The organism is Teichococcus aestuarii, from assembly GCF_042651065.1.
Classification (GTDB): Bacteria; Pseudomonadota; Alphaproteobacteria; order Acetobacterales; family Acetobacteraceae; genus Pseudoroseomonas; species Pseudoroseomonas aestuarii.
The window spans coordinates 1-19,646 of sequence record NZ_JBHSCH010000031.1 but is presented as its reverse complement, the minus strand read 5'-3'; the positions used below and the strand labels follow the sequence as shown (position 1 = coordinate 19,646).

Below are 19,646 nucleotides of genomic sequence, written 5' to 3'. Positions count from 1 at the left end.
CTCGTCGGGAAAAGAGATTTCCCGAGAACTGAAAGATGTCGTTGGTTTCATGCGCGAACGCACGATCCGGTGCGCTCGACACAATGTGAGAAATAATCTAGGGCTTCGGCATTCCCGGATGCCTGCAAAAAAGCGCGGGCATGATCGGGAGAGCGCCACAAGACCGGACGCTTCCGGACTTTCCTTTGCATGACAGAGGAATTCGGGACTCCGGCGACGCTTGACAGGATTCAAGATGACCCTTCTCGGCGTGTACGTCGGAAATGAGCCTTCGCAGCTCAACAATTTCGAGAAATGGCTGGGGCGCGATGTGGATGTCGTCCACGCCGTCGTCGGCGGTGCCAACTGGAAAGACTTCACCAACAGCGCCGAGTGGATGGCGGAGCGCCTGTGGAACAATGCCGGGCGCGACCCCTTCTGGTCGGTGCCGCTGATCACCTATGACGGTGCCACGCTGGAGAAGGCCGCCTCGGGCCAGTACAACCAGTATTACCGCGAGGTCGCGCAGACCCTGGCGGGGGCGCAATCCGGCAACGACCCGATCTATGTGCGCACCGGCTGGGAGTTCAACGGCGGCTGGTTCCCCTGGAGCGCGATCGGCAAGGAGGAGGCGTTCAAGGAAGCCTTCCGCGAGTTCGTGGACACCTTCCGCTCCGTGTCGGACCGCTTCAAGTTCGAGTGGAACGTCAACGAATCCTACGGCGGCATGGATCCCTCCAGGGCCTATCCGGGCGACGGCTATGTCGACATCGTCGGCATGGATTTCTACTGGAACACCCAGTTCGCCGACCGCGATCCGGCCAAGGCCTGGAACAACGTCGTCAACCAGAAGTACGGGCTTAAGTGGCACCAGGACTTCGCGGACGCGCACGGCAAGCCCACGGCCTATTCCGAATGGGGCGTGATGACCGACGCCGCCAGCCCCTTCGTCAAGGCCGCCAAGGCGTGGTTCGATAGCCACGACGTGGTCTACCATGCCTACTGGGATTCCAACTCGTCCTTCCCAGGCAAGATCTCGGACAACAGCGACCCGACGACGGGCGCCACGTTCCGCTCGATGTTCTCCGGCAAGACGGTGGATCAGCCGGAGTGGAACGACAAGCCTGATCAGCCCGTGCCCGAGGCGCCCGCCGATTCACCGGATGCCGGTTCACCGGATGAAGGCAACACGGCCGGGAACGATGGCGAGGCCGCTCCGGGTGGCGCCGCCGCGTCCGACGCGCCCACCCGGCAGGCCTGGGGCACGCGTGGCCAGGACACCTGGTTCGGCACCGATGCGAACGACAAGTACTTCTCCCTGGGTGGCGGCGACGCCATGCATGGCGGCAAGGGTGACGACACCTACGAGGTCTCCAGCGCCGGCGACCGTGCCATCGAGAAGGCGGGCGAGGGGGTGGACAGCGTCCTGACCTGGCTCTCCGCCTACACCCTGCCCGAGCATGTGGAGAACCTGACCTTCTTCGGCACCGGCTGGTCGCAGGGCACAGGGAACTGGCTGGACAACATCATCATCGGCAATGACAGCCAGAACCGGCTGAACGGCGCCGGCGGCAACGACATCCTGACCGGAGGCGGCGGGCGTGACGTGTTCATCATCGGCAAGGGCGAGGGGCACGACACCATCACCGACTTCCGCCGCGGAGAGGACAGGCTGGAGCTGAAGAATTTCGGCTCCGACGTCAGCCTGTGGAACGAGGGCTCCACCTGGAGCATTCGCGCCCAGGACGGCTCCGTCACCAAGCTGACGCTCGACGGTGTCAGCAGCCTGTCGGGCAGCGACTACTACCTGGCCTGAGACAGTGCGCCAGGGGGCCGCAGGGCCCCCTGGCCGCCAACGGACCACCCGCGCTTAAAAAGACGCTCTTGTATCGAAACGTCAACATTGCCCCCTCACAAGGCGCTGGCTTTGCCATTGGCGGCGTTTTTCTCTTCTTGTGAGGCGAAAAATTTCACGCTCGCGTGAGATTGTGGTTCAACTCTTCTGTTAAATTGCCCATCGTTCGTCACTGCGAACAGGGAGGGGCAAGCGTGGCCGAGTTTTGGGCGGATTGGGGGGCGCTGGCTTATCTCGCAGCCGCGGCCTGGGCATTCTTCGAGGGCGAGACCTTTGTCATCCTGGCTTCCGCCGCCGGGCATGCGACAGGCCTGATCAATCCCTGGATCCTGATGGTCTCCGTCTGGCTCGGCTCCTTCCTGGGGGACCAACTCTGGTTCACCCTCGGCCAGCGCTACGGCATGCGCGCCGTCCGCAAGATCCCCGGCGCCGAGAAGCGGATGGCCACCGCGCTGCGCTTCCTGGACCGCTACGGCACGCTCTTCGTCCTCTCCTTCCGCTTCGTCTATGGCGTGCGCAACGTGGCCTCGGCCGCCTGCGGCATCGCCGGCATGCGGCGCATCCGCTTCGCCACGCTGAACTTCATCGCCGCCGGGCTCTGGGCCGCGTCCTTCGTCGCCGCCGGCTGGTTCCTGGTGGCTTGGCTGGGCGAGCGCTACACCAGCTACGCGCTGGCCGGCATCGGTGGCGCCGTGGTGCTCTACCTGATCTTCCGCTTCGTCCAGCACCGCCGCCGCGGCAGGGCGGCGCAGCCCGCGGCCGAGCCGCAGCCGCATCCCTTGCCGCAGGGGGGCGCCACCCTGCCGCCTGGCCCGGAGAAGGGCCGCACGCTGAACCGGCTGGCCGTCTGAGCCGGCTCAGCCGGGCAGGAGGGGCGTCATCTCCTCCTTCAGCCCTACCCCGGTGAGTTGGCGCGTCAGCGCCTCGCGCGCCAGCCAGGCCAGCTTGTCGGCCGCCACCTCATAGCCCAGCCCGCCCTGGCCATGGATGTTGGAGATGCAGTTGCGCTCCGCATCCGCCCGCCCCGGACGGGGCGCGTAGGTCACGTAGACGCCCAGGCTGTCCGCCACGCTCAGCCCCGGCCGCTCACCGATCAGCATGACGCAAAGCCGCGCCCCCAGCGCCGCGCCGATGGCGTCGCCCAGCGCCACCCGCGCCTGCCGCGCCACCACCAGCGGCGCCACGCGGTAGGGCCGCAGCCGCGCCAGCGCCGCGCGCAGCAGGGCCGGGGCGTGGCGCTGCACGGCGGTGGCGGAAAGCCCGTCGGCCAGGATGAAGGCGATGTCGTGCTCCCCCGCCGGCAGCTTTGCCGCCTCCTCCGGCGGCAGGCGGCGGCCCAGATCCGGGCGGCGCAGATAGGTGGCGCGGTCCGGTGCCGCGCTGTGCACCGCCAGGAAGGCGAGGGGCGCGAGGTCCGCCGCCAGCGCCTCCAGCTCCAGCGCCGCGTGCACCGCGTCGCGCGCCGCGGCATGGGCCATCTGGAAGGCCAGCACGTCGCGCAGCGCCAGGGCGTCGCCGGCGCGGCCCAGGCCGATGCGCGCCCGGGTGGCCATCCGCAGCCGGTCCCAGCCCGCCATCAGCCGGCCTCGACCAGCCGGGCGAGGCGGGCCGTGCCGGGGTCGAGGGCGCGCATCCGCCCCTGCGGGTCCAGCATCTCCATCCGCTCCAGCCAGGCCTCGAACTCGGGCGCCGGGCGCAGGCCGAGCAGGCCGCGCAGCGCCAGGATGTCGTGGAAGGACAGGCTCTGGTAGTTGAGCATGATATCGTCCGCCCCCGGCACGGCGATCAGGAAGTTGACGCCGGCGACGCCCAGCAGCGTCATCAGCGTGTCCATGTCGTCCTGGTCGGCCTCGGCGTGGTTGGTGTGGCAGACATCCACCCCCATCGGCAGGCCGAGCAGCTTGCCGCAGAAATGGTCCTCCAGCCCGGCGCGGATGATCTGCTTGCCGTCATAGAGGTATTCGGGGCCGATGAAGCCCACCACCGTATTGACCAGCAGCGGGCGGAATTCCCGCGCCACGGCATAGGCGCGCGCCTCCACCGTCTGCTGGTCCACGCCGTGATGCGCCTCGGCCGAGAGGGCGGCGCCCTGGCCGGTCTCGAAATACATCACGTTGTCGCCCACCGTGCCGCGCTTCAGCGAGAGCGCCGCCTCATGCGCCTCCCGCAGCAAGGCGAGGTTGACGCCGAATCCCGCATTGGCGCCCTCCGTGCCGGCGACGGACTGGAACACCAGGTCCACCGGCGCGCCGCGCTCGATCATGGCGATGGCGTTGGTCACATGCGTCAGCACGCAGCCCTGCACCGGCATGTCGTGGCGCAGCCGCAGCCGCTCCAGCATCTCGGTCAGGGCGATGCCGTTGGCGATGTTGTCGGTGGCGGGGTTGATGCCGATCACCGCGTCGCCGCTGCCGAGCAGCAGCCCGTCCAGCATGGCGGCGGCGATGCCCCGCGGGTCGTCCGTCGGGTGGTTGGGCTGCAGCCGGCTGGCCAGCCGTCCCTCCAGCCCGATCGTGTTGCGGAAGGCGGTGACGACGCGGCACTTCCGGGCCACCGCGATCAGGTCCTGGTTGCGCATCAGCTTGGAGACGGCGGCCACCATCTCCGGCGTCAGCCCCGGCGCCAGGGCGGCGAGGAAGGCGGCATCCGTCTCATGCGCCAGCAGCCGGTCGCGCAGGCCGCCCACCGTCAGGTGGCGGATGGGCGCGAAGGCGGTGGCGTCATGCCGGTCGATGATCAGCCGCGTCACCTCGTCCTGCTCGTAGGGGATCAGCGCCTCGTTGAGGAAGGCATCCAGCGGCAGCTCGGCCAGCGCCATGCGGGCGGCGACGCGCCGCGCGTCGCTCGCCGCCGCGATGCCCGCCAGCTCGTCGCCCGAGCGGCGGGGGGAGGCGGCGGCGAGCAGGGCCTTGAGATCCTCGAAGCGGTGGCGCTCGCCACCGGCCAGGCTGGTGCGGGTCGTCATGCGCGGCCTCCTCCGGCGGCATGCTGCCACGGCCGGCGCCCGGGGCGCATCCCCTTGGTGCATCCCCCTGGTGCACCCCTTGGGCGCGCGGGCGCCTCACGCCGGCTCGGTCTCCGGCGGCGTGGCGTCGCCCTCTCCGAGTGCCCGTTGCAGCAGCACGGAATCCAGCCACCGCCCATGTTTGCGGCCGACGCTGCGCAGCGTGCCGACCAGGGTGAAGCCCATCGCCTCGTGCAGCCGGATGGAGGCGATGTTGTCGCTGTCCCCCACCACGGCGATCATCTGCCGGGCGCCCCGCGCCGTGCAGGCCTCGAGCAGCGCGCCGAGCAGCAGCCGGCCCAGGCCGCGCCCCGCGGCATCGGCGCGCACATAGATGGAGTTCTCCACCGTGTCCCGGTAGGCGGCGCGGGGGCGGTAGGGGCCGGCATAGGCGTAGCCCAGCACCGCGCCATCCTGCTCCGCCACCAGATAGGGCATGCCCTGCGCCAGGATGGCGGCGAAGCGGCGGCGCATCTCGGGCAGGTCGGGTGGCGCCGTCTCGAAGGAGGCGCAGCCCTGCCGCACATGGTGGCCATAGATGGCCGTGATGGCGGGCAGGTCGGCCTCGGTGGCGGGGCGCAGCAGGGTGGCGGCAAGGGTGGTGCTCATGGTGCTGTCCGGCAATGCAATCCTCGCGCCAGGGTGCGGCCGGGCCGCGCGGGGGCCAAGAAAATCTTTCTGATACGCCGCATTCGGATCACATTGCCTTATGGCTGCCCCGACCCTGCGCCAGCTCCGCGCCTATCTCGCCATCGTCGAAGCCGGCAGCGTCTCGCTGGCCGCCCGCTCCCTGGGCCTCACCCAGCCGGCGCTGAGCCAGCAATTGCGGGAGCTGGAGCGGCTGCTCGGCTTGCGGCTGCTGGACCGGGCGGGCGGCCGCTCCCTGCCCACCGCGGCCGGGCAGGCGCTGCTCGGCCCCGCCCGGCAGGCGATCGAGGCAGCCGAGGCGGTGTCCGCCGCCGCCGCCCGGCATCGCGGCGGGCTGGCCGGACGGGTGCGGCTCGGCACCGGCGCCTCGGCCTGCATCCACCTGCTGCCGCCCGTGCTGGCGGCGGTGAAGCGGGCGCATCCCGGGCTGGAGATCGTGGTGGCCACGGGCAATTCGGCCGAGATGGTGCGGCGGGTGGAGGAGGGGGCGCTGGGCCTGGCGCTGGTGACGCTGCCCGCCGGCGGCAGCCGTGCCCTGCAGGTGACGCGGCTGCGCGCCGACCCGCAGCTCGCCCTGCTGCCGGAGGCCATGGCGCCCGCCGCCGCCGCGCTGCGCCCGGCGGAACTGGCCCGCCTGCCGCTGATCCTCTATGAATCGGGCGGGACCAGCCGGCGGCTGGTCGATGCCTGGTTCGCCCGTGCCGGCCTGGCGCCGCGCCCGCTGATGGAGCTGGGCAGCGTGGAGGCGATCAAGGGACTCGTGGCGGGCGGGCTGGGGGCTTCGGTGGTGCCCTCCCTCGCGGTGCCGGTGGCGCCGCCGGGCACGGTGCTGCGGCCATTGCGCCCCGCCTTGCCGCGCGAGCTGGGCCTGGTGCTGCGGCGGGAGAAGATCCGCGAGCACGGGCTGCGCGTGCTGCTGGAGGGGCTCCAGGCCCTGCGCGCCACGCCGCCCGTTCTCCAGGGCCAAGGGGAGGCTCAGGGGGAAGCGCCGGGCGCAACCGGCCCGGCGAGCATGGCATTCACACGACGGCCCGGCACCTCCGCGCCGGGGACAGGGGATCTTCCGTGCCTGGATTGCAAAGACTGACCTGCTGGCTGGCGGCGGCGCTGCTTGGCCTGGGCCTGGGGCTGCCCCTGGCGGCCCGCGGCCAGGGCGCGCCCGCCGCGCCGGCCACCACCGCCCCCGCCACCAACACCCCCGCCGCGCCCGACCCGGTGGCCGCCCTCGACGGCATCCTGGGCACGCTGCGCAACGACGCCGAGCGCGCCGCCTTCGTCGGCCAGCTCGAACAGCTGCGCGCCAGCCTCGCCGCGCGTGGCCAGGGCAGCGCCGATGGCACCGCCGCCGACGGCACCACCCCGGCCGGAGCCGCCGCCCCCGCCGAGCCGCCGCCGGAGGCCGGGCTGCTGGGCGCGGTGGCGGCCGGGCTGACCGATGTGGGGCAGTCGGTGCGGGAGCAGGTGGAAGGCGGCGCCCTGGGGCACCGGCTCACCGCCGCCGGCGAGCAGTTGGCCGGCCGGCTGGGCACCGCCTGGCGTGATGGCGACCTGTGGCACTTCGTGCTCTGGGCCGGCGCCGGCTGGGGGCTGGCGGCGGCGCTGCTCTACGGGCTTTCGGCCCTGGGCTGGCTGCGGCCGCGCCGCGACGCCGAGCGCTTCCAGCCCGAGAGCCGCGCCGCGCTGTGGCGCACCGCCGGCCTCGAGGCGGCCCGCCGGCTGGCGCCGCTGCTGCCGGCGGCGCTGGTGATCTTCGGCTGGCAGGCCATGGTGCCGGGCGGCTGGCAGGAGGCGCGGCTGTTCCTGGCAGTGGCCACGCCCTTCCTGCTGGGCGCGCTGGTCTGGCGGCTGGGGCATCCGCTGTTCTTCCTGCTGGGCCCGCTGCGCGGCTGGCAGATCGCCCGCTACGCGCGGCGGCGCGTGCTGCCCTGGCTGGTGGCGCTGGCCGCCCTGGCCGCCGCCAGCTCCAACCTGCGCGACGCCGAGCTGCGCTGGATCATCGGGCCGGATGCGGCCCTGCTGGCCGGGCTGGCGCTGGATGCGGCGCTGGTGGTCGTCTCCATCCTGTTCGTGCTGCGCCGCCGCCGCGCCGTGCGCCGCCTGCTGCTGGACAGCCGCGACGAGGCGGCCACCGGCAAGGGCGGCACGCTGCGCGCCGTGGGCCGCACCGTGGCCGACAACTGGCACTTCCTGGCGCTGATCCTGGTGGCGGGGCACATCATCTCCCGCCTGCTGGGGCTGGGGCAGGGCTCCTTCCTCGGCCGCGCGCTGCTCACCATCGGGCTGATCGTGCTGGTCATGGCCGTCACCTTCGCGCTGTCGGGCATGCTGGGGCGCATGGTGTCGGGCATGCAGCAGGGCCGCGGCGGCCTCGTCCGGCAGTTGCAGGGGCGCTATCTCGGCCTGCTGCGCCGCCTGCTGCGCGTGGTGGCGGGCGTGCTGGTGGTGGCGCTCTGCCTGCGGCTGTGGAACTTCGACGTGTTGGCCTGGATCAGCGGCGGCATCGGCTTCGCCATCTTCCGCCCCATCGCCTCCATCGCGGTGGCGGTGCTGGTGGGCTGGGTCATCTGGATCACGCTGGACACGGCGGTGGAGCACGCGCTGCTGCCGAGCGACGCCAGCGGCCGCCCGCGCGACCACAGCACCCGCGCCCGCACCCTGCTGCCGATGCTGCGCAACTTCGCCTTCGTCGTGCTCTGCGTGCTCACCGTCATCGCGGTGATGAGCAATCTCGGCATCAACGTGGCGCCGCTGCTGGCGGGTGCCGGCGTCGTCGGCCTGGCCATCTCCTTCGGCGCGCAGCAGCTGGTGCAGGACGTCATCACCGGCCTGTTCATGCTGATCGAGGACACCATCGCCATTGGCGACACGATCGACACCGGCGACCGCGCGGGGGTGGTGGAGAGCGTCACCATCCGCACCGTGCGCATCCGCGACGGCGAGGGCGCGCTGCACACCATTCCCTTCAGCCAGATCAAGGCGATGAAGAACCGCTCGCGCGGCTTCGGCGTCTACACGGTCAAGGTGGTGGTGGGCTACGACGCCGATCTGGACCGCGTGATGGAGATCATGACCGAGGTGGGCGAGGCGCTGCGGGCCGACCCTGAGTTCGGCCCCAACATGCTGAGCGGCCTGCAGATCTGGGGCGTGGACCAGTTCACGCCGGAGGGCATCACCATCATGGGCGGGCTGCGCACCCGCGCGCAGCAGCAATGGGGGGTGGGCCGCGCCTTCAACCTGCGGCTGAAGCAGCGCTTCGACCGCGAGGGCATTCCGCTGACGCCGCCGCGCCCCTCCCTCCTGCTGCCCTCCCGCGCGGCCTGGCCGGAGCCGGAGACGGGGCCGGACTCCGGCACCGAGGCCCGGCAGCCGGGCTGAGGCTTCAGCCCTGGCCGGGCGCCCCGGCGGCGGACAGCCAGCGCGCCGCGCCCTGGCCGGCCCGGAGCCCGGTGGCGAAGCAGGCCTGCAGGAGGTAGCCGCCGGTCGGCGCCTCCCAGTCCAGCATCTCGCCGGCGGCGAACAGGCCGGGGCGCTCCCGCAGCATCAGCCACGCGTCCAGCGCCGCCAGGGAGAGGCCGCCGGCCGAGGAGATGGCCCGCTCCAGCCCCTGCGGCGCCACCAGCCGCAGGGGCAGCGCCTTTAGCAAGGCGGGCAGCGCCTCGGGCGCGGCGCCGCCATGCAGGGCCTCCTGCACCAGCCCGATCGAGACCGGCGGCAGCGCCAGCGCCTTGCGCAGGAAGGTGGAGAGCGACTGGCCCCGGCGCGGCGCCGAGAGCCGGCGTGCCACTTCCTCGGCCGGGAGGTCCGGCCGCAGGTCGAGCCGCGGCACCGCCACGCCATCGGCCGCGATGGCCTCGCGCAGCGGGGCGGAGAGGGCATAGATCGCGCCGCCCTCGATGCCGTCGCGGGTGATCACCGCCTCGCCGCGCACGGCGCGGTCCCCGAAGTGCAGGGCGATGCGCTTCAGCGGCGTGCCGGCATGGCGCGCGGCGAAGACGTCCGACCACGGGACGCGGAAGCCCATATTGGCCGGGCGGAGTGGCGCCACCGGCAGGCCGGCCAGCGCCGGAACCCAGCTTCCATCCGCCCCGAGGCGCGGCCAGGAGGCGCCGCCCAGCGCCAGAACCGTGGCCGTGGGGCGCGGCACCGAAGGGCCGGCGGGCGTGTGGAAGCGCAGCGCGCCATCCGGCGCGAAGCCCTGCCAGTCATGCCGCGTCCGGATCTCCACGCCCTGTGCGGCGAGCCGCGCCAGCCAGGCGCGCAGCAGCGGCGAGGCCTTCATGGCGCGCGGGAACACCCGGCCGGAGCTGCCGGTGAAGACGGGCTGGCCCAGCGCCTCCGCCCAGCGCATCAGCGCCTCGGGCGGGAACGCCTCGATGAGCGGCGCGAGAGGCCGCGCCGCCGCGCCGTAGCGGGCGATGAAGGCGGGCAGCGGTTCGGTGTGGGTGAGGTTCAGCCCGCCGCGCCCCGCCATCAGGAACTTTCGCGCCACGGAGGGCATCCGGTCGAACACCACCACGCGGTGTCCGGCCTGGGCGAGGGTCTCGGCGGCCATCAGCCCGGCCGGCCCGGCCCCGAGCACGGCGGCCCAGGGGGAGGAGATTTCATTCAGCACGCCCGCCTTATAGCGGATCGGGGAGGGTGGGGCAGCGCATGCCTCGCCCGCGCATGGCGCGGCATCCGGGGGCAGCGCGGCCAGCCTTTCTCCTGTATTTTGCCCGGCGGCAGCGCGCCCGCCGGCGCCCGACCCCTGCCGCCCCATCAGAACCGCAGAGTATCTCCCCCGCGATGACGCTTCCCATTCCCGCCGGCCCGAGCCAGGACATCCAGAGCCGGGACACGCAGAGCCTGGCCAGGCTGCGCACCGACCATGTGCTGACGCTGACCTGCGCCAACCGCCCCGGCATCGTCGCCGCGGTGGCGACGGCGCTGTTTGAGGCGGGCGGCAACATCCAGGAGGCGCAGCAATTCGACGACACCGCCACCGGCCGCTTCTTCATGCGGGTGGTGTTCGACGTGCCGCCGGAGGCGGAGGCGGCGGCGCTGCGCGCGGCGGTGCAGCCGGTGGGCGAGCGCTTCGGCATGCAGTGGACGCTGCGCGAGCGCGCCGCGAAGCGCCGGGTGATGCTGCTGGTGAGCCGGTTCGACCACTGCCTGGCCGACCTGCTCTACCGCTGGCGCATCGGCGAGCTGCCGATGGAGCTGACCGGCATCGTCTCCAACCATCCGCTGGAGACCTATGCGCATCTCGACTTCACCGGCGTGCCCTTCCACCACCTGCCGGTGACGCGCGCCACCAAGATGGAGCAGGAGGCGGAGATCTGGCGCCTGTTCCAGGAGACGCGCTCCGACCTGATGGTGCTGGCGCGCTACATGCAGGTGCTGTCGGACGGGCTTGCGGCGAAGCTGCCGGGGCGCTGCATCAACATCCACCACTCCTTCCTGCCCGGCTTCAAGGGCGCGCGCCCCTACCACCAGGCGCATGCGCGCGGCGTCAAGCTGATCGGCGCCACCGCGCATTTCGTGACGGCCGACCTCGACGAGGGGCCGATCATCGAGCAGGACGTGGAGCGCATCAGCCACCACGACACGGCCGAGGACCTCGTCCGCAAGGGGCGGGACATCGAGCGCCGCGTGCTGGCCCGCGCCATCACCTTCTTCCTGGAGGACCGCGTGATCCTCAACGGCAACAAGACGGTCGTGTTCACCGGCTGAAGCGCGCCCGGTAGGCCGCCGGGCTGCTGCCCAGCGCGGCGCGGAAATGGTGCCGCAGCGCCGCGGCGGTGGCGAAGCCGCTGGCCTCCGCCACCGCCTGCACCGGCAGGCGGCCGGTCTCCAGTAGTTCCCGCGCCCGGGCGAGGCGCTCGGCCAGCAGCCAGGCGCCGGGGCTCTGGCCGGTGGCGGCACGGAAATGCCGGTGCAGGCCGCGCGGGCTCAGCGCCGCGGCGGCGGCGAGCCGGCCGATGTCCCACGGCTCGGCCAGGCTGGCGCGCACCGCGTCCAGCAGCGGGCCGAGGCGGTGGCCGCCGGCGCGCTCCCGTGGCACGGGCCGCTCCACATACTGCGCCTGCCCGCCCTGCCGGTGCGGCGGCACGACCAGGCGCCGCGCCACGCTGTTGGCCACGGCCGCGCCCCAGTCCCGCCGCACCAGGTGCAGGCAGAGATCGAGCCCCGCCGCGCTGCCGGCGGCGGTCAGCACCATGCCCTCGTCCACATAGAGGACGTCCGGCACCACGCGCAGGCCGGGGTGGCGGGCCGCCAGCGCCGCGGCATGGTGCCAGTGGGTGGTGGCGCTGCGGCCTTCCAGCAGCCCGGCCGCCGCCAGCACGAAGGCGCCGGAGCAGAGCGAGAGCAGCCGCGCCCCGCGCGCCGCCGCCGCCCGCAGCGCCACGGCCAGGTCCTCGGGCACCGGCGCATCGATGCCGCGCCAGCCGGGGATGACGATGGTGCCGGCCTGCTCCAGCAGCGCCATCCCGCCATCGGCCAGCACCCGCACGCCGCCGGTGGCGCGCAGCGGCCCCGGCTCGATGGCGGCGACGGCGAAGCGGTACCAGTCCGGCTCCAGCTCCGGGCGGGGCAGGCCGAACACCTCCACCGCGCAGCCGAACTCGAAGGTGCAGAGCCCGTCATAGGCCAGCAGCACGACGAGGCGGTTCCGGGGCGGGGCGGGGTTTGGCACGATCTCGACGATAGGTGGCATCCCGGCCACTCACCAGCCCCGGCGCGGCGGGCGCAGCATGGCCGGGCCATGCGATCCAGCAGAGGAGCCGAGGATGCCCAGCCCCGTCGCCGCCATACCCGCCGCCGCGCCCGAGGAGGCGGCCGCGCATTTCGCCCGGCGTCTGGCGTTCGAGACCGACTGCGCCGACGTCCACGCCGCCCTGCGGGCGGGTGCTGCGGATTTCGTGCTGCTCGACGTCCGCGGCCCGGGCGCCTTCGCGCGCAGCCATGTGCCGGGGGCGGTGAACCTGCCGCATGCGCGGATCGACGCGGCGGCGCTGGAAGCCTGGCCGGCGGAGACGCTGTTCGTCGCCTACTGCGCCGGCCCGCACTGCAACGGGGCGGATCGCGCGGCGCTGCGCCTCGCCCGGCTGGGGCGGCGGGTGAAGCTGATGCTGGGCGGCATGACCGGCTGGGCGGATGAGGGCTTCGCCTTCGCCGAAGGCGCGGGCTGAGCCGCGCCGCCCCTCACTCCAGCCGCACGCGCGGGGTGCTGGCACGGCGCAGCAGGTCGGAGGCCCAGAACAGCAGCGAGCGCCAGAAGCCGTGCAGCGCCAGCTGGTGCTGGCGGTAGAGCGAGGCATAGCTGATCTGGGCGATGCGGCCCTGGATGAAGGTGCCGCCGCCCAGCAGCCCGCGCCGGCCCAGGCTGCCGAAGGCGTTGTAGTGGCCGATGGCCACCAGCGCCCCGCGGTGCTGGTAGTCGAACTCCGGCAGGGGCCTGCCTTCCAGCAGGGCGGGAATGGCGCGCGCCAGATGCTTCGCCTGCTGCTGCGCCACCTGCGCCGTGGCGCCGAGCGGGCGCTCCTGGCCGGGGAGGGTGAGGGCGGCGCAATCGCCCATGGCGAAGATGGCGTCGTCCCGCGTGGTCTGCAGCGTCGGGCGCACCACGAGCTGGGCGTTGCGCTGGCTTTCCAGCCCGTCCAGCTCGTGCAGGAAGGCAGGCGCGGCCACGCCGGCCGCCCAGACCTTCAGCCTGGCGGGCACGCGCCGGCCATCCTTCAGGTTCAGCCCCTCGGCATCCACCGAGACCACCTGCGCGCCGGTCAGCACCACGGCCTTCTGCCGCTCCAGCTCCTGGCGCGAGGCCTCGGCCACGCGCTCGGGCAGGGCGCCCAGGATACGCGGCGCGGTCTCCACCAGGGTCAGCCGCAGCCGCTCGCGCAGGCCGGGGAAGCCATAGGCGGCGGCGAGGTCGAGGGCGGTGTTGATCTCGGCCGTCAGCTCCACCCCCGTGGCGCCCGCGCCGACGATGGCGATGTCGAGCGTGGCGCCGTCCGCCGCCGCCAGGCAGCGGATCACCTCGGTGCGGAGCGCGGTGTTGAAGTCCTCCGCCTGGTTGCGGCTGTCGATGAAGTGGCAGTGCTCGCGCACGCCGGGGATGCCGAAATCATTGGCGCGGCTGCCCACGGCCAGCACCAGCAGGTCGTACTCCACGGTGCGGGGGGGCAGCACCTCGGTGCCGGCGCGGTCGCGCAGGGGGCCGAGCTGCACCTGCCGCGCCGCGCGGTCCAGCCCCACCATCTCGCCCGGCAGGTAGCGGAAGCCGTGCCGGCTGGCATGGGCAATGAAGCCGAGCTGCTCCTGCCCCGTGTCCAGCGTGCCGGCCGCCACCTCGTGCAGCAGGGGTTTCCAGATGTGGCTGGAATCGCGGTCCAGCAGCAGGATCTCCGCGCGGCCGCGGCGCCCGAGGAGGTGCCCCAGCCGTGTGGCCAGATGCACCCCGCCCGCGCCGCCGCCCACGATCACGATGCGCTTCGGCACCGCCCGGGCCGGGGCGGGCGTGACCGCGAGGGGGCGTGGCGAGGGCTCGGAGGAAGGGCCGGGCATGCGCGTATCTCCACATGGAGAAGGGGCGCCATGCAGGATGGCGCCCCTTCGTTTTCGTCCTGCTATCGGGAGGTGAACCGGCGGGGGGCGAATGGGTTGCCCCCCGCCGGCCGGGCTAATGCGCCGGGCCTCAGTGGGCCGCCGGGCCGTGCCCGCCGGCGCCGGCATGGCCCGTGCCGGCATGCTGGCCCCGGCCGAGACGGCGGTGCGTCGCCTCGCGCATCCGCTGGAACACCACGTAGAGCATCGGGATCAGGAAGATGCCGATGGTGGAGGCGGCGATCATGCCGGCGAAGACGGGGGTGGAGACCGCCCGCCGCGCCAGCATCGAGGCGCCGCTCGCCCAGACCAGCGGCACCAGGCCGAGGATGAAGGCGATCGAGGTCATCATCACGGCGCGGAAGCGCAGGCGGGCGCCCATCTCGGCGGCCTCCAGGATGGAGCGCCCGGCCTCCCGCTGTTCCTTGGCGAACTCGATGATCAGGATGCCATTCTTGGCCGCCAGCGCGATCAGCACGACGAGGCCGATCTGCGCGTAGAGGTCCATCGACAGCCCGGCGAAGGAGATCGCCCCCACCGCCGCCATCACGCCCACCACCACGGAGAGCAGCACGGGGATGGGGATGACCCAGCTCTCGTACAGCGCCACCAGGAAGAGGAAGGCGAAGAGGACCGCCAGCGCCAGGATGTAGACCGTCTGGCCCTGGGCCTGGCGCTCCTGGAAGGCGGTGCCGGTCCACTCGAAGGCGTAGCCGGCGGGCAGGGTGTTGCGGGAGATCTCCTCCATCGCCTGCAGCGCGGCGCCCGAGGAGACGCCCGGGGCCGGGCTGCCCTGGATGGTGATGGAGCGGTAGTTGTTGTAGCGCGTGATGGTCTGCGGCCCGACCACCGTGCGCACGGTGGCGATGGCGCGCAGCGGCACCATGACGCCGCGCGCGTTGCGGATCTGGATCTTCCAGAGATCCTCCTCGCTGCGCCGGTCCTGCGCCTCGCCCTGCACCAGCACCTGCCAGGTGCGGCCGTAGAGGTTGAAGTTGTTCACGAAGCTGCTGCCCAGCGTGGATTGCAGCGCCGCGAACACGTCGGTCATGGTCAGGCCCAGCGCCTGCGCCTTCTCGCGGTCGATGTCGAGGTAGAGCGAGGGGGCGCGGGCGGAGAAGGTGGAGAACACCTGGGTCAGCCGCGGGTCCTGGTTGGCGGCGGCGAGCAGCCCGCCCATCACCTGGCCGATCTGCGCCGGGTCCGCGCCTTCCAGGCTCTCCAGCTGGTACTCGAAGCCGCCGCCGGTGGACAGGCCGATGATCGGCGGCAGGTTGATCGGGATGATCTGCGCACCGCGGATCTGCTGGCTCTCCATGAAGATCCGGCCGATCAGCGCCTGCACGTTGTCGCCCGGGCCGGTGCGCTCGCTGAACTCCTTGAGCTGCACGAACATGGTGGCGGCGGAGGAGGAGTTGCTGCTGTCGAGCAGCGACAGGCCGACGATGGCGATGGCGTCGCGCACCTGCGGCAGCTCCTTCAGCCGGCGCTCCATGTCGGCCACCACCGCGCTGGTGCGCGGCTGCGCGGCGCCGTCGGGCAGCTGGAAGGCGATGATGAAGGCGCCCTGGTCCTCGGAGGGGAGGAAGCCCTGCGGCACCTTGCTGGCGAGGGTGAAGGCGCCGAAGCCGAAGGCGCCGACCAGCACGATGCTGACGATGGCCAGCCGCAGCAGCCGCCGCACCAGCCCGGCATAGCCGTCGCGCACATTGTCGATGCGCCGGCTGATCCAGCCCATGATGCCGCGCCGCTCGCCGCCATGGCGCATCAGGATGGCGCAGAGGGCGGGGGAGAGGGTCAGCGCGTTGATCGCCGAGATCACCATGGCGACCGAGATGGTCACCGCGAACTGCCGGAACAGCACGCCGGAGAGGCCGGGGATGAAGCCGATCGGCACGAAGACCGAGAGCAGCACCAGGGTGATGGCGATGATCGGCGCGGTGATCTGCGCCATCGCCTTCTTGGTGGCCTCGGCCGGGGAGAGCTCCGGCTCCTCCTCCATCACCCGCTCGACGTTCTCGACCACCACGATGGCGTCGTCGACGACGATGCCGATGGCCAGGACCATGGCCAGCAGCGAGACGGTGTTGGCCGAGTAGCCCATCACCAGCAGCACCGCGAAGGTGGTGATCAGGCTGACCGGCACCGCGATGATGGGGATGATGGTGGCGCGCAGGCTGCCGAGGAACAGGAACACCACCACGCCCACCAGCACGAAGGCCTCCACCAGGGTCTTGATGACCTCGTGGATGGTGTCGGAGACGAAGATGGTGGTGTCGAACACCGGGCGGACGGTCATGCCTTCGGGCATGCGGGCGCGCACGCGCTCCAGCGTCGCGCCCACCGCCGCGGCGGCGTTCACCGCGTTGGCGCCGGGGGCGAGGTAGATGCCGATGCCGACGCCGTCCTGGCCGTTCAGCCGGGTGCTGACGTCCTGGTTCTGCGGCCCCATCTCGACCCGCGCCACATCCCGCACCCGCAGCAGCGAGCCGTCCGGGTTGGCGCGGATGACGATGTCGCCGAACTGCTCGGGCGTGGACAGGCGGCCCTGGGTGCGGACGTTCATCTGCACCGCCTGGTCCCTCGGCACCGGCTGCGCGCCGATGCGGCCGGCGGGCGCCTGCACGTTCTGGGTGCGGATGACGTTGATGATGTCGGACGGCGAGAGGTTCAGGCTGACCAGCCGCTGCGTGTCGAACCAGATGCGCATGGCGTAGTTCTGGCGCGAGAACAGCGTGGCGGAGCCCACGCCCTGGGTGCGCGAGATCTCGTCCAGCAGGTTCAGCGTGGCATAGTTGGTCAGGAAGAGCGGGTCGTACTCCCCCGCCTCGTTCGCGTAGAGGAACAGCACCTGCAGGATGGAGGAGGACTGCTTGCGGACCTGGATGCCCTGCTGCTGCACCTCCGTCGGCATCAGCGACAGCGCGGCCTGCACGCGGTTGTTGACGTTGACGGTGTTGATGTCGGCGTTGCTGCCCAGCCGGAAGCTGACGTTCAGCGTGTAGCTGCCGTCGCTGCCGCTGGTGGAGCGCATGTAGATCGAGTTCTCGACGCCGACGACCTGCGCCTCCAGCGGCTGGCCGACGGCCTGCTCCACCACCTCGGCCGAGGCGCCGGGATAGGTGGCGCTGACCTGCACCTGCGGCGGCACGATGTCGGGGAACTGCGAGACAGGGATGCGCGTGAGCGACAGCGCGCCCGCGATCGTCATCACGATGGCGATGACGATGGCGAGGCGCGGGCGCTCGACGAAGATTGCGGAGAACACGCGCTCAGCCTCCCTGGCGTGGCGCCGCGGCGCCGCCTGGCTGCCGCGGCTGGCCCTGACCCTGGCCCTGGCCCGCCGGCTGGACCGGCGCCGGGTTCACCTCGGTGTTCGGCCGCACGCGCTGCAGGCCCTCCACCACCACCTGCTCGCCCTCCTTCAGGCCCTCGGTGACGACGGCGAGGCTCGGCGTGGATTGCGAGCCGAGCCGGACGGCACGCCGCTCGGCCTTGTTGCCCTGGCCGATGACGTAGACGAAGTCACCCCGCTGGTCGGTGCTCACGGCGGCGCGCGGCACGGTCAGCAGCTGCACCGGCTCCACCGCCTCCAGCACCACGCTGACGAACTGGTTGGCGGTCAGCTCGCGCCCGCCGCCCGGCGAGCCGGCCAGCGGCGGGTTGGGCATGCGGCCGCGCATGGCGAGGCTGTCGGTGTCCTGGCCGACGCTGACATCGACGAAGTCCAGCTTGCCGGTCTGGCCGTACATGCGGCCATCCTGCAGGCGCAGCTTCACCGACACGGCGTCCAGGCCGCCGCGGCTTGCATAGCGGTCGCGCAGCTGCAGGACGGTGCGCATCGGCACGCTGAAGGAGACATACATCGGGTCCTGGCTGACGATCACCGCCAGCGGGCCGGAGGAGGGCGTCACCACGTTGCCCGGCGTCACCACCGCGCGGCCGATGCGGCCGGAGATGGGGGCGCGGATCTCGGTGTAGTCGAGATTGATCTGCGCCTGGCGCTCCTGCGCCTGGGCGGAGAGCAGCTGCGCCTGGGCGCCGCGCTGCGCCGCCAGGGCGGTGTCGACGGTGGAGCGCTGGCCGGCCACGGTGTTCAGCAGGGCCTGGGCGCGGTTCAGCGTCACATTGGCGTTCTGCAGCTGGGCCTCGGCCTCGGCCACGCCGGCGCGGGCGATCTGCAGCTGCGCCTCGAACGGCCCGCGCTCGAGGCGGAACAGCAGGTCGCCCTGCTTCACCTCGGCGCCCTCGTTGAACTCGCGCTTCTCCAGGAAGGCGGTGACGCGCGCCATCAGCTCCACCCGGTCGGTGGCCTCGACGCGGCCGATGAACTCGTTGGTCTCGGTGATGGCCCGCTGGGCCACCGGCGCCACGCCGACAGCGGGTGGGGGGCCGCCGGGCATCTGGGCCAGAGCCGGACCGGCCAACAGAAACAGGCCGAGGGCGGCTATCCCGCGACGGTGCAGGAGCTGCATGGATCCTCCAGGGAAACGGTCCGCGGCGTCGCCGGCGGCTTGTAAAGATACCTTCAAGTATGTATATAAAGAAGGGTAACGCAGCTGCAAGGTTGGAAATGGCGCGACGCACAAAACAGGAAGCCGATGAGACGCGCGAGGCCCTCCTCGACGCGGCCGAGCAGGTCTTCCTGGAGCGTGGCGTCGCCCGTGCCTCCCTCGATGAGGTGGCCCGTGTCGCGGGCTGCACCAGGGGGGCGGTGCATTGGCATTTCCGTGACAAGCTGGGCCTTTTCCTGGCGCTGGACGAGCGCCTTGTCCTGTTGCAGGACGAGATGAAGCAGCGCCTATGCTCCGAGGAGGATGGCTCCCTCCCGACCATGGCGCGCGCCATCACCACCGCTATCAAGGATTTCGAGGAGAATCCACGCCGGCGGCGGCTGCTGACGATCATGTTGCATCGTTGTGAATATGTGGCCGAGATGGCGCCGGCTCTGTTGCGCCGCCGCCAGGCCGATGCCGAAGTGCGCGAGACGCTGCGCCAGCGCTTCCAGGAGGTGGCGGAGCGCGGCGGCCTCTCGCCCGCCTGGCCGCCCGAGCGTGCGGCGCTGTTCCTGTATGCCCTGGTCAGCGGCTTCCTGCACGAATGGCTGCGCGGGGAGGCGGATTTCACCCTTTCGGGGGAGGTGAGTGACGCCATACGGTCCTTCCTGGACTGCGTCGCCGCCCGCCCCGGTTCCGGAGGAGAGAAATGATGCAGCGCATTCTGCGCATCGGTCTTTTGGCGGGGCTGCCGCTGCTTGCCGTGGCCTGCTCCGGCTCCGGCGCCGGCCCGGAGATGGCGGGGGGCAGCACGCTGAGCGCCGTGCGGGGCGACGCGGGCGGCTCGGCGCCGCTGCGGCCTGAGCCGGGCAATATCTGGGCCGAGGGGCTGCAGGCCGAAGCGCCGGCGCGCATGCCATGATCCTCGCGCCTTGCCGATTCTCGTTGAAGGTTTCTTGCCCATGAATCCGTTTCGCCCAGGTCCGTTTCGCCCAGGGGTGATGCCGTTTGCGGTGGTGATGGCGGCTGTGGTGGCCTCTCCGCTGCTGGGGGTGGGTGTTGCGCGCGCGCAGACGCT

At 72.0% G+C, this 19,646-nt stretch carries 16 protein-coding genes; 8 read left to right on the top strand and 8 right to left on the bottom strand.

What is annotated here, in order from left to right:
- The first annotated feature begins 235 nt into the window (after window positions 1–235).
- The gene (locus ACFOY6_RS13235) at window positions 236–1,795 is read left to right on the top strand and encodes a glycosyl hydrolase (RefSeq protein WP_379651123.1); all 1,560 of its coding nucleotides are present in this window, start codon (window positions 236–238) and stop codon (window positions 1,793–1,795) included.
- 233 nt (window positions 1,796–2,028) lie between these two features.
- A complete protein-coding gene (locus tag ACFOY6_RS13230; RefSeq protein WP_109515990.1) occupies window positions 2,029–2,685 on the top strand; it encodes a DedA family protein in 657 nt (218 codons plus the stop codon).
- A 6-nt stretch (window positions 2,686–2,691) separates the two neighbouring features.
- Here the strand turns inward: ACFOY6_RS13230 and eutC are convergent, their stop codons facing one another.
- The 3 genes from eutC to ACFOY6_RS13215 form a co-directional block, all read right to left on the bottom strand.
- A complete protein-coding gene (gene eutC / locus ACFOY6_RS13225) occupies window positions 2,692–3,411 on the bottom strand; it encodes an ethanolamine ammonia-lyase subunit EutC (protein ID WP_379651120.1) in 720 nt (239 codons plus the stop codon).
- Complete coding sequence (locus ACFOY6_RS13220) at window positions 3,411–4,799, bottom strand: ethanolamine ammonia-lyase subunit EutB (protein WP_379651118.1); 1,389 nt, start codon at window positions 4,797–4,799, stop codon at window positions 3,411–3,413. The genes eutC and ACFOY6_RS13220 overlap by 1 nt, the downstream gene beginning before the upstream one ends.
- Window positions 4,800–4,895: 96 nt before the next feature.
- Entirely contained in the window at window positions 4,896–5,447 is a 552-nt protein-coding gene (locus ACFOY6_RS13215; RefSeq protein ID WP_379633609.1) for a GNAT family N-acetyltransferase, read from the bottom strand.
- Between the two features lie 100 nt (window positions 5,448–5,547).
- Here ACFOY6_RS13215 and ACFOY6_RS13210 point away from each other — a divergent pair, with 100 nt between their 5' ends.
- Window positions 5,548–6,573 carry a LysR family transcriptional regulator gene (locus ACFOY6_RS13210; protein ID WP_379651116.1) on the top strand — a complete coding sequence of 342 codons (1,026 nt, stop codon included), beginning with the start codon at window positions 5,548–5,550 and terminating at the stop codon, window positions 6,571–6,573.
- The gene (locus ACFOY6_RS13205; protein WP_379651114.1) at window positions 6,561–8,861 is read left to right on the top strand and encodes a mechanosensitive ion channel family protein; all 2,301 of its coding nucleotides are present in this window, start codon (window positions 6,561–6,563) and stop codon (window positions 8,859–8,861) included. The genes ACFOY6_RS13210 and ACFOY6_RS13205 overlap by 13 nt, the downstream gene beginning before the upstream one ends.
- 4 nt (window positions 8,862–8,865) lie before the next feature.
- Here ACFOY6_RS13205 and ACFOY6_RS13200 read toward each other — a convergent pair whose 3' ends face one another.
- Window positions 8,866–10,098: a BaiN/RdsA family NAD(P)/FAD-dependent oxidoreductase gene (locus ACFOY6_RS13200; RefSeq protein WP_379651112.1), complete on the bottom strand. Its 1,233-nt coding sequence runs from the start codon at window positions 10,096–10,098 to the stop codon at window positions 8,866–8,868.
- Between the two features lie 173 nt (window positions 10,099–10,271).
- Between ACFOY6_RS13200 and purU the strand changes: the two genes are divergently transcribed.
- Window positions 10,272–11,198: a formyltetrahydrofolate deformylase gene (gene purU, locus ACFOY6_RS13195; RefSeq protein WP_245906163.1), complete on the top strand. Its 927-nt coding sequence runs from the start codon at window positions 10,272–10,274 to the stop codon at window positions 11,196–11,198.
- Here purU and ftrA read toward each other — a convergent pair.
- Window positions 11,188–12,183 (bottom strand): transcriptional regulator FtrA, encoded by a 996-nt coding sequence (gene ftrA / locus ACFOY6_RS13190; protein WP_379651110.1) that lies wholly within the window; start codon window positions 12,181–12,183, stop codon window positions 11,188–11,190. The genes purU and ftrA overlap by 11 nt on opposite strands.
- A 73-nt stretch (window positions 12,184–12,256) precedes the next feature.
- On the opposite strand from ftrA, the gene ACFOY6_RS13185 reads away from it, so the two are divergent.
- Complete coding sequence (locus tag ACFOY6_RS13185; protein ID WP_379633621.1) at window positions 12,257–12,658, top strand: rhodanese-like domain-containing protein; 402 nt, start codon at window positions 12,257–12,259, stop codon at window positions 12,656–12,658.
- Window positions 12,659–12,671: 13 nt separating this feature from the next.
- On the opposite strand, the gene ACFOY6_RS13180 is transcribed toward ACFOY6_RS13185, so the two are convergent.
- From ACFOY6_RS13180 to ACFOY6_RS13170, 3 genes are all read right to left on the bottom strand, one after another.
- Window positions 12,672–14,033: an NAD(P)/FAD-dependent oxidoreductase gene (locus ACFOY6_RS13180; RefSeq protein WP_379651108.1), complete on the bottom strand. Its 1,362-nt coding sequence runs from the start codon at window positions 14,031–14,033 to the stop codon at window positions 12,672–12,674.
- A 130-nt stretch (window positions 14,034–14,163) separates the two neighbouring features.
- On the bottom strand, window positions 14,164–17,340 hold the full coding sequence (locus ACFOY6_RS13175) for an efflux RND transporter permease subunit (protein WP_109515980.1): 3,177 nt from the start codon (window positions 17,338–17,340) through the stop codon (window positions 14,164–14,166).
- Between the two features lie 4 nt (window positions 17,341–17,344).
- Window positions 17,345–18,475, bottom strand: a complete 1,131-nt coding sequence (locus ACFOY6_RS13170) for an efflux RND transporter periplasmic adaptor subunit (RefSeq protein ID WP_379633633.1) — start codon at window positions 18,473–18,475, stop codon at window positions 17,345–17,347.
- A gap of 170 nt (window positions 18,476–18,645) precedes the next feature.
- On the opposite strand from ACFOY6_RS13170, the gene ACFOY6_RS13165 reads away from it, so the two are divergent.
- Complete coding sequence (locus ACFOY6_RS13165) at window positions 18,646–19,281, top strand: TetR family transcriptional regulator (RefSeq protein WP_109515978.1); 636 nt, start codon at window positions 18,646–18,648, stop codon at window positions 19,279–19,281.
- A complete protein-coding gene (locus tag ACFOY6_RS13160; protein WP_109515977.1) occupies window positions 19,281–19,490 on the top strand; it encodes a hypothetical protein in 210 nt (69 codons plus the stop codon). The genes ACFOY6_RS13165 and ACFOY6_RS13160 overlap by 1 nt, the downstream gene beginning before the upstream one ends.
- Window positions 19,491–19,646 lie beyond the last annotated feature (156 nt).

Excerpts from the sequence above, each read along its gene's own strand:
- ACFOY6_RS13235 (WP_379651123.1), top strand. The coding sequence starts at position 236 with ATGACCCTTCTCGGCGTGTACGTCGGAAATGAGCCTTCGCAGCTCAAC.
- eutC (WP_379651120.1), bottom strand. The coding sequence starts at position 3,411 with ATGGCGGGCTGGGACCGGCTGCGGATGGCCACCCGGGCGCGCATCGGC.
- ACFOY6_RS13220 (WP_379651118.1), bottom strand. The coding sequence starts at position 4,799 with ATGACGACCCGCACCAGCCTGGCCGGTGGCGAGCGCCACCGCTTCGAG.
- ACFOY6_RS13215 (WP_379633609.1), bottom strand. The coding sequence starts at position 5,447 with ATGAGCACCACCCTTGCCGCCACCCTGCTGCGCCCCGCCACCGAGGCC.
- ACFOY6_RS13210 (WP_379651116.1), top strand. The coding sequence starts at position 5,548 with ATGGCTGCCCCGACCCTGCGCCAGCTCCGCGCCTATCTCGCCATCGTC.
- purU (WP_245906163.1), top strand. The coding sequence starts at position 10,272 with ATGACGCTTCCCATTCCCGCCGGCCCGAGCCAGGACATCCAGAGCCGG.
- ftrA (WP_379651110.1), bottom strand. The coding sequence starts at position 12,183 with ATGCCACCTATCGTCGAGATCGTGCCAAACCCCGCCCCGCCCCGGAAC.
- ACFOY6_RS13185 (WP_379633621.1), top strand. The coding sequence starts at position 12,257 with ATGCCCAGCCCCGTCGCCGCCATACCCGCCGCCGCGCCCGAGGAGGCG.
- ACFOY6_RS13180 (WP_379651108.1), bottom strand. The coding sequence starts at position 14,033 with ATGCCCGGCCCTTCCTCCGAGCCCTCGCCACGCCCCCTCGCGGTCACG.
- ACFOY6_RS13170 (WP_379633633.1), bottom strand. The coding sequence starts at position 18,475 with ATGCCCGGCGGCCCCCCACCCGCTGTCGGCGTGGCGCCGGTGGCCCAG.
- ACFOY6_RS13165 (WP_109515978.1), top strand. The coding sequence starts at position 18,646 with ATGGCGCGACGCACAAAACAGGAAGCCGATGAGACGCGCGAGGCCCTC.
- ACFOY6_RS13160 (WP_109515977.1), top strand. The coding sequence starts at position 19,281 with ATGCAGCGCATTCTGCGCATCGGTCTTTTGGCGGGGCTGCCGCTGCTT.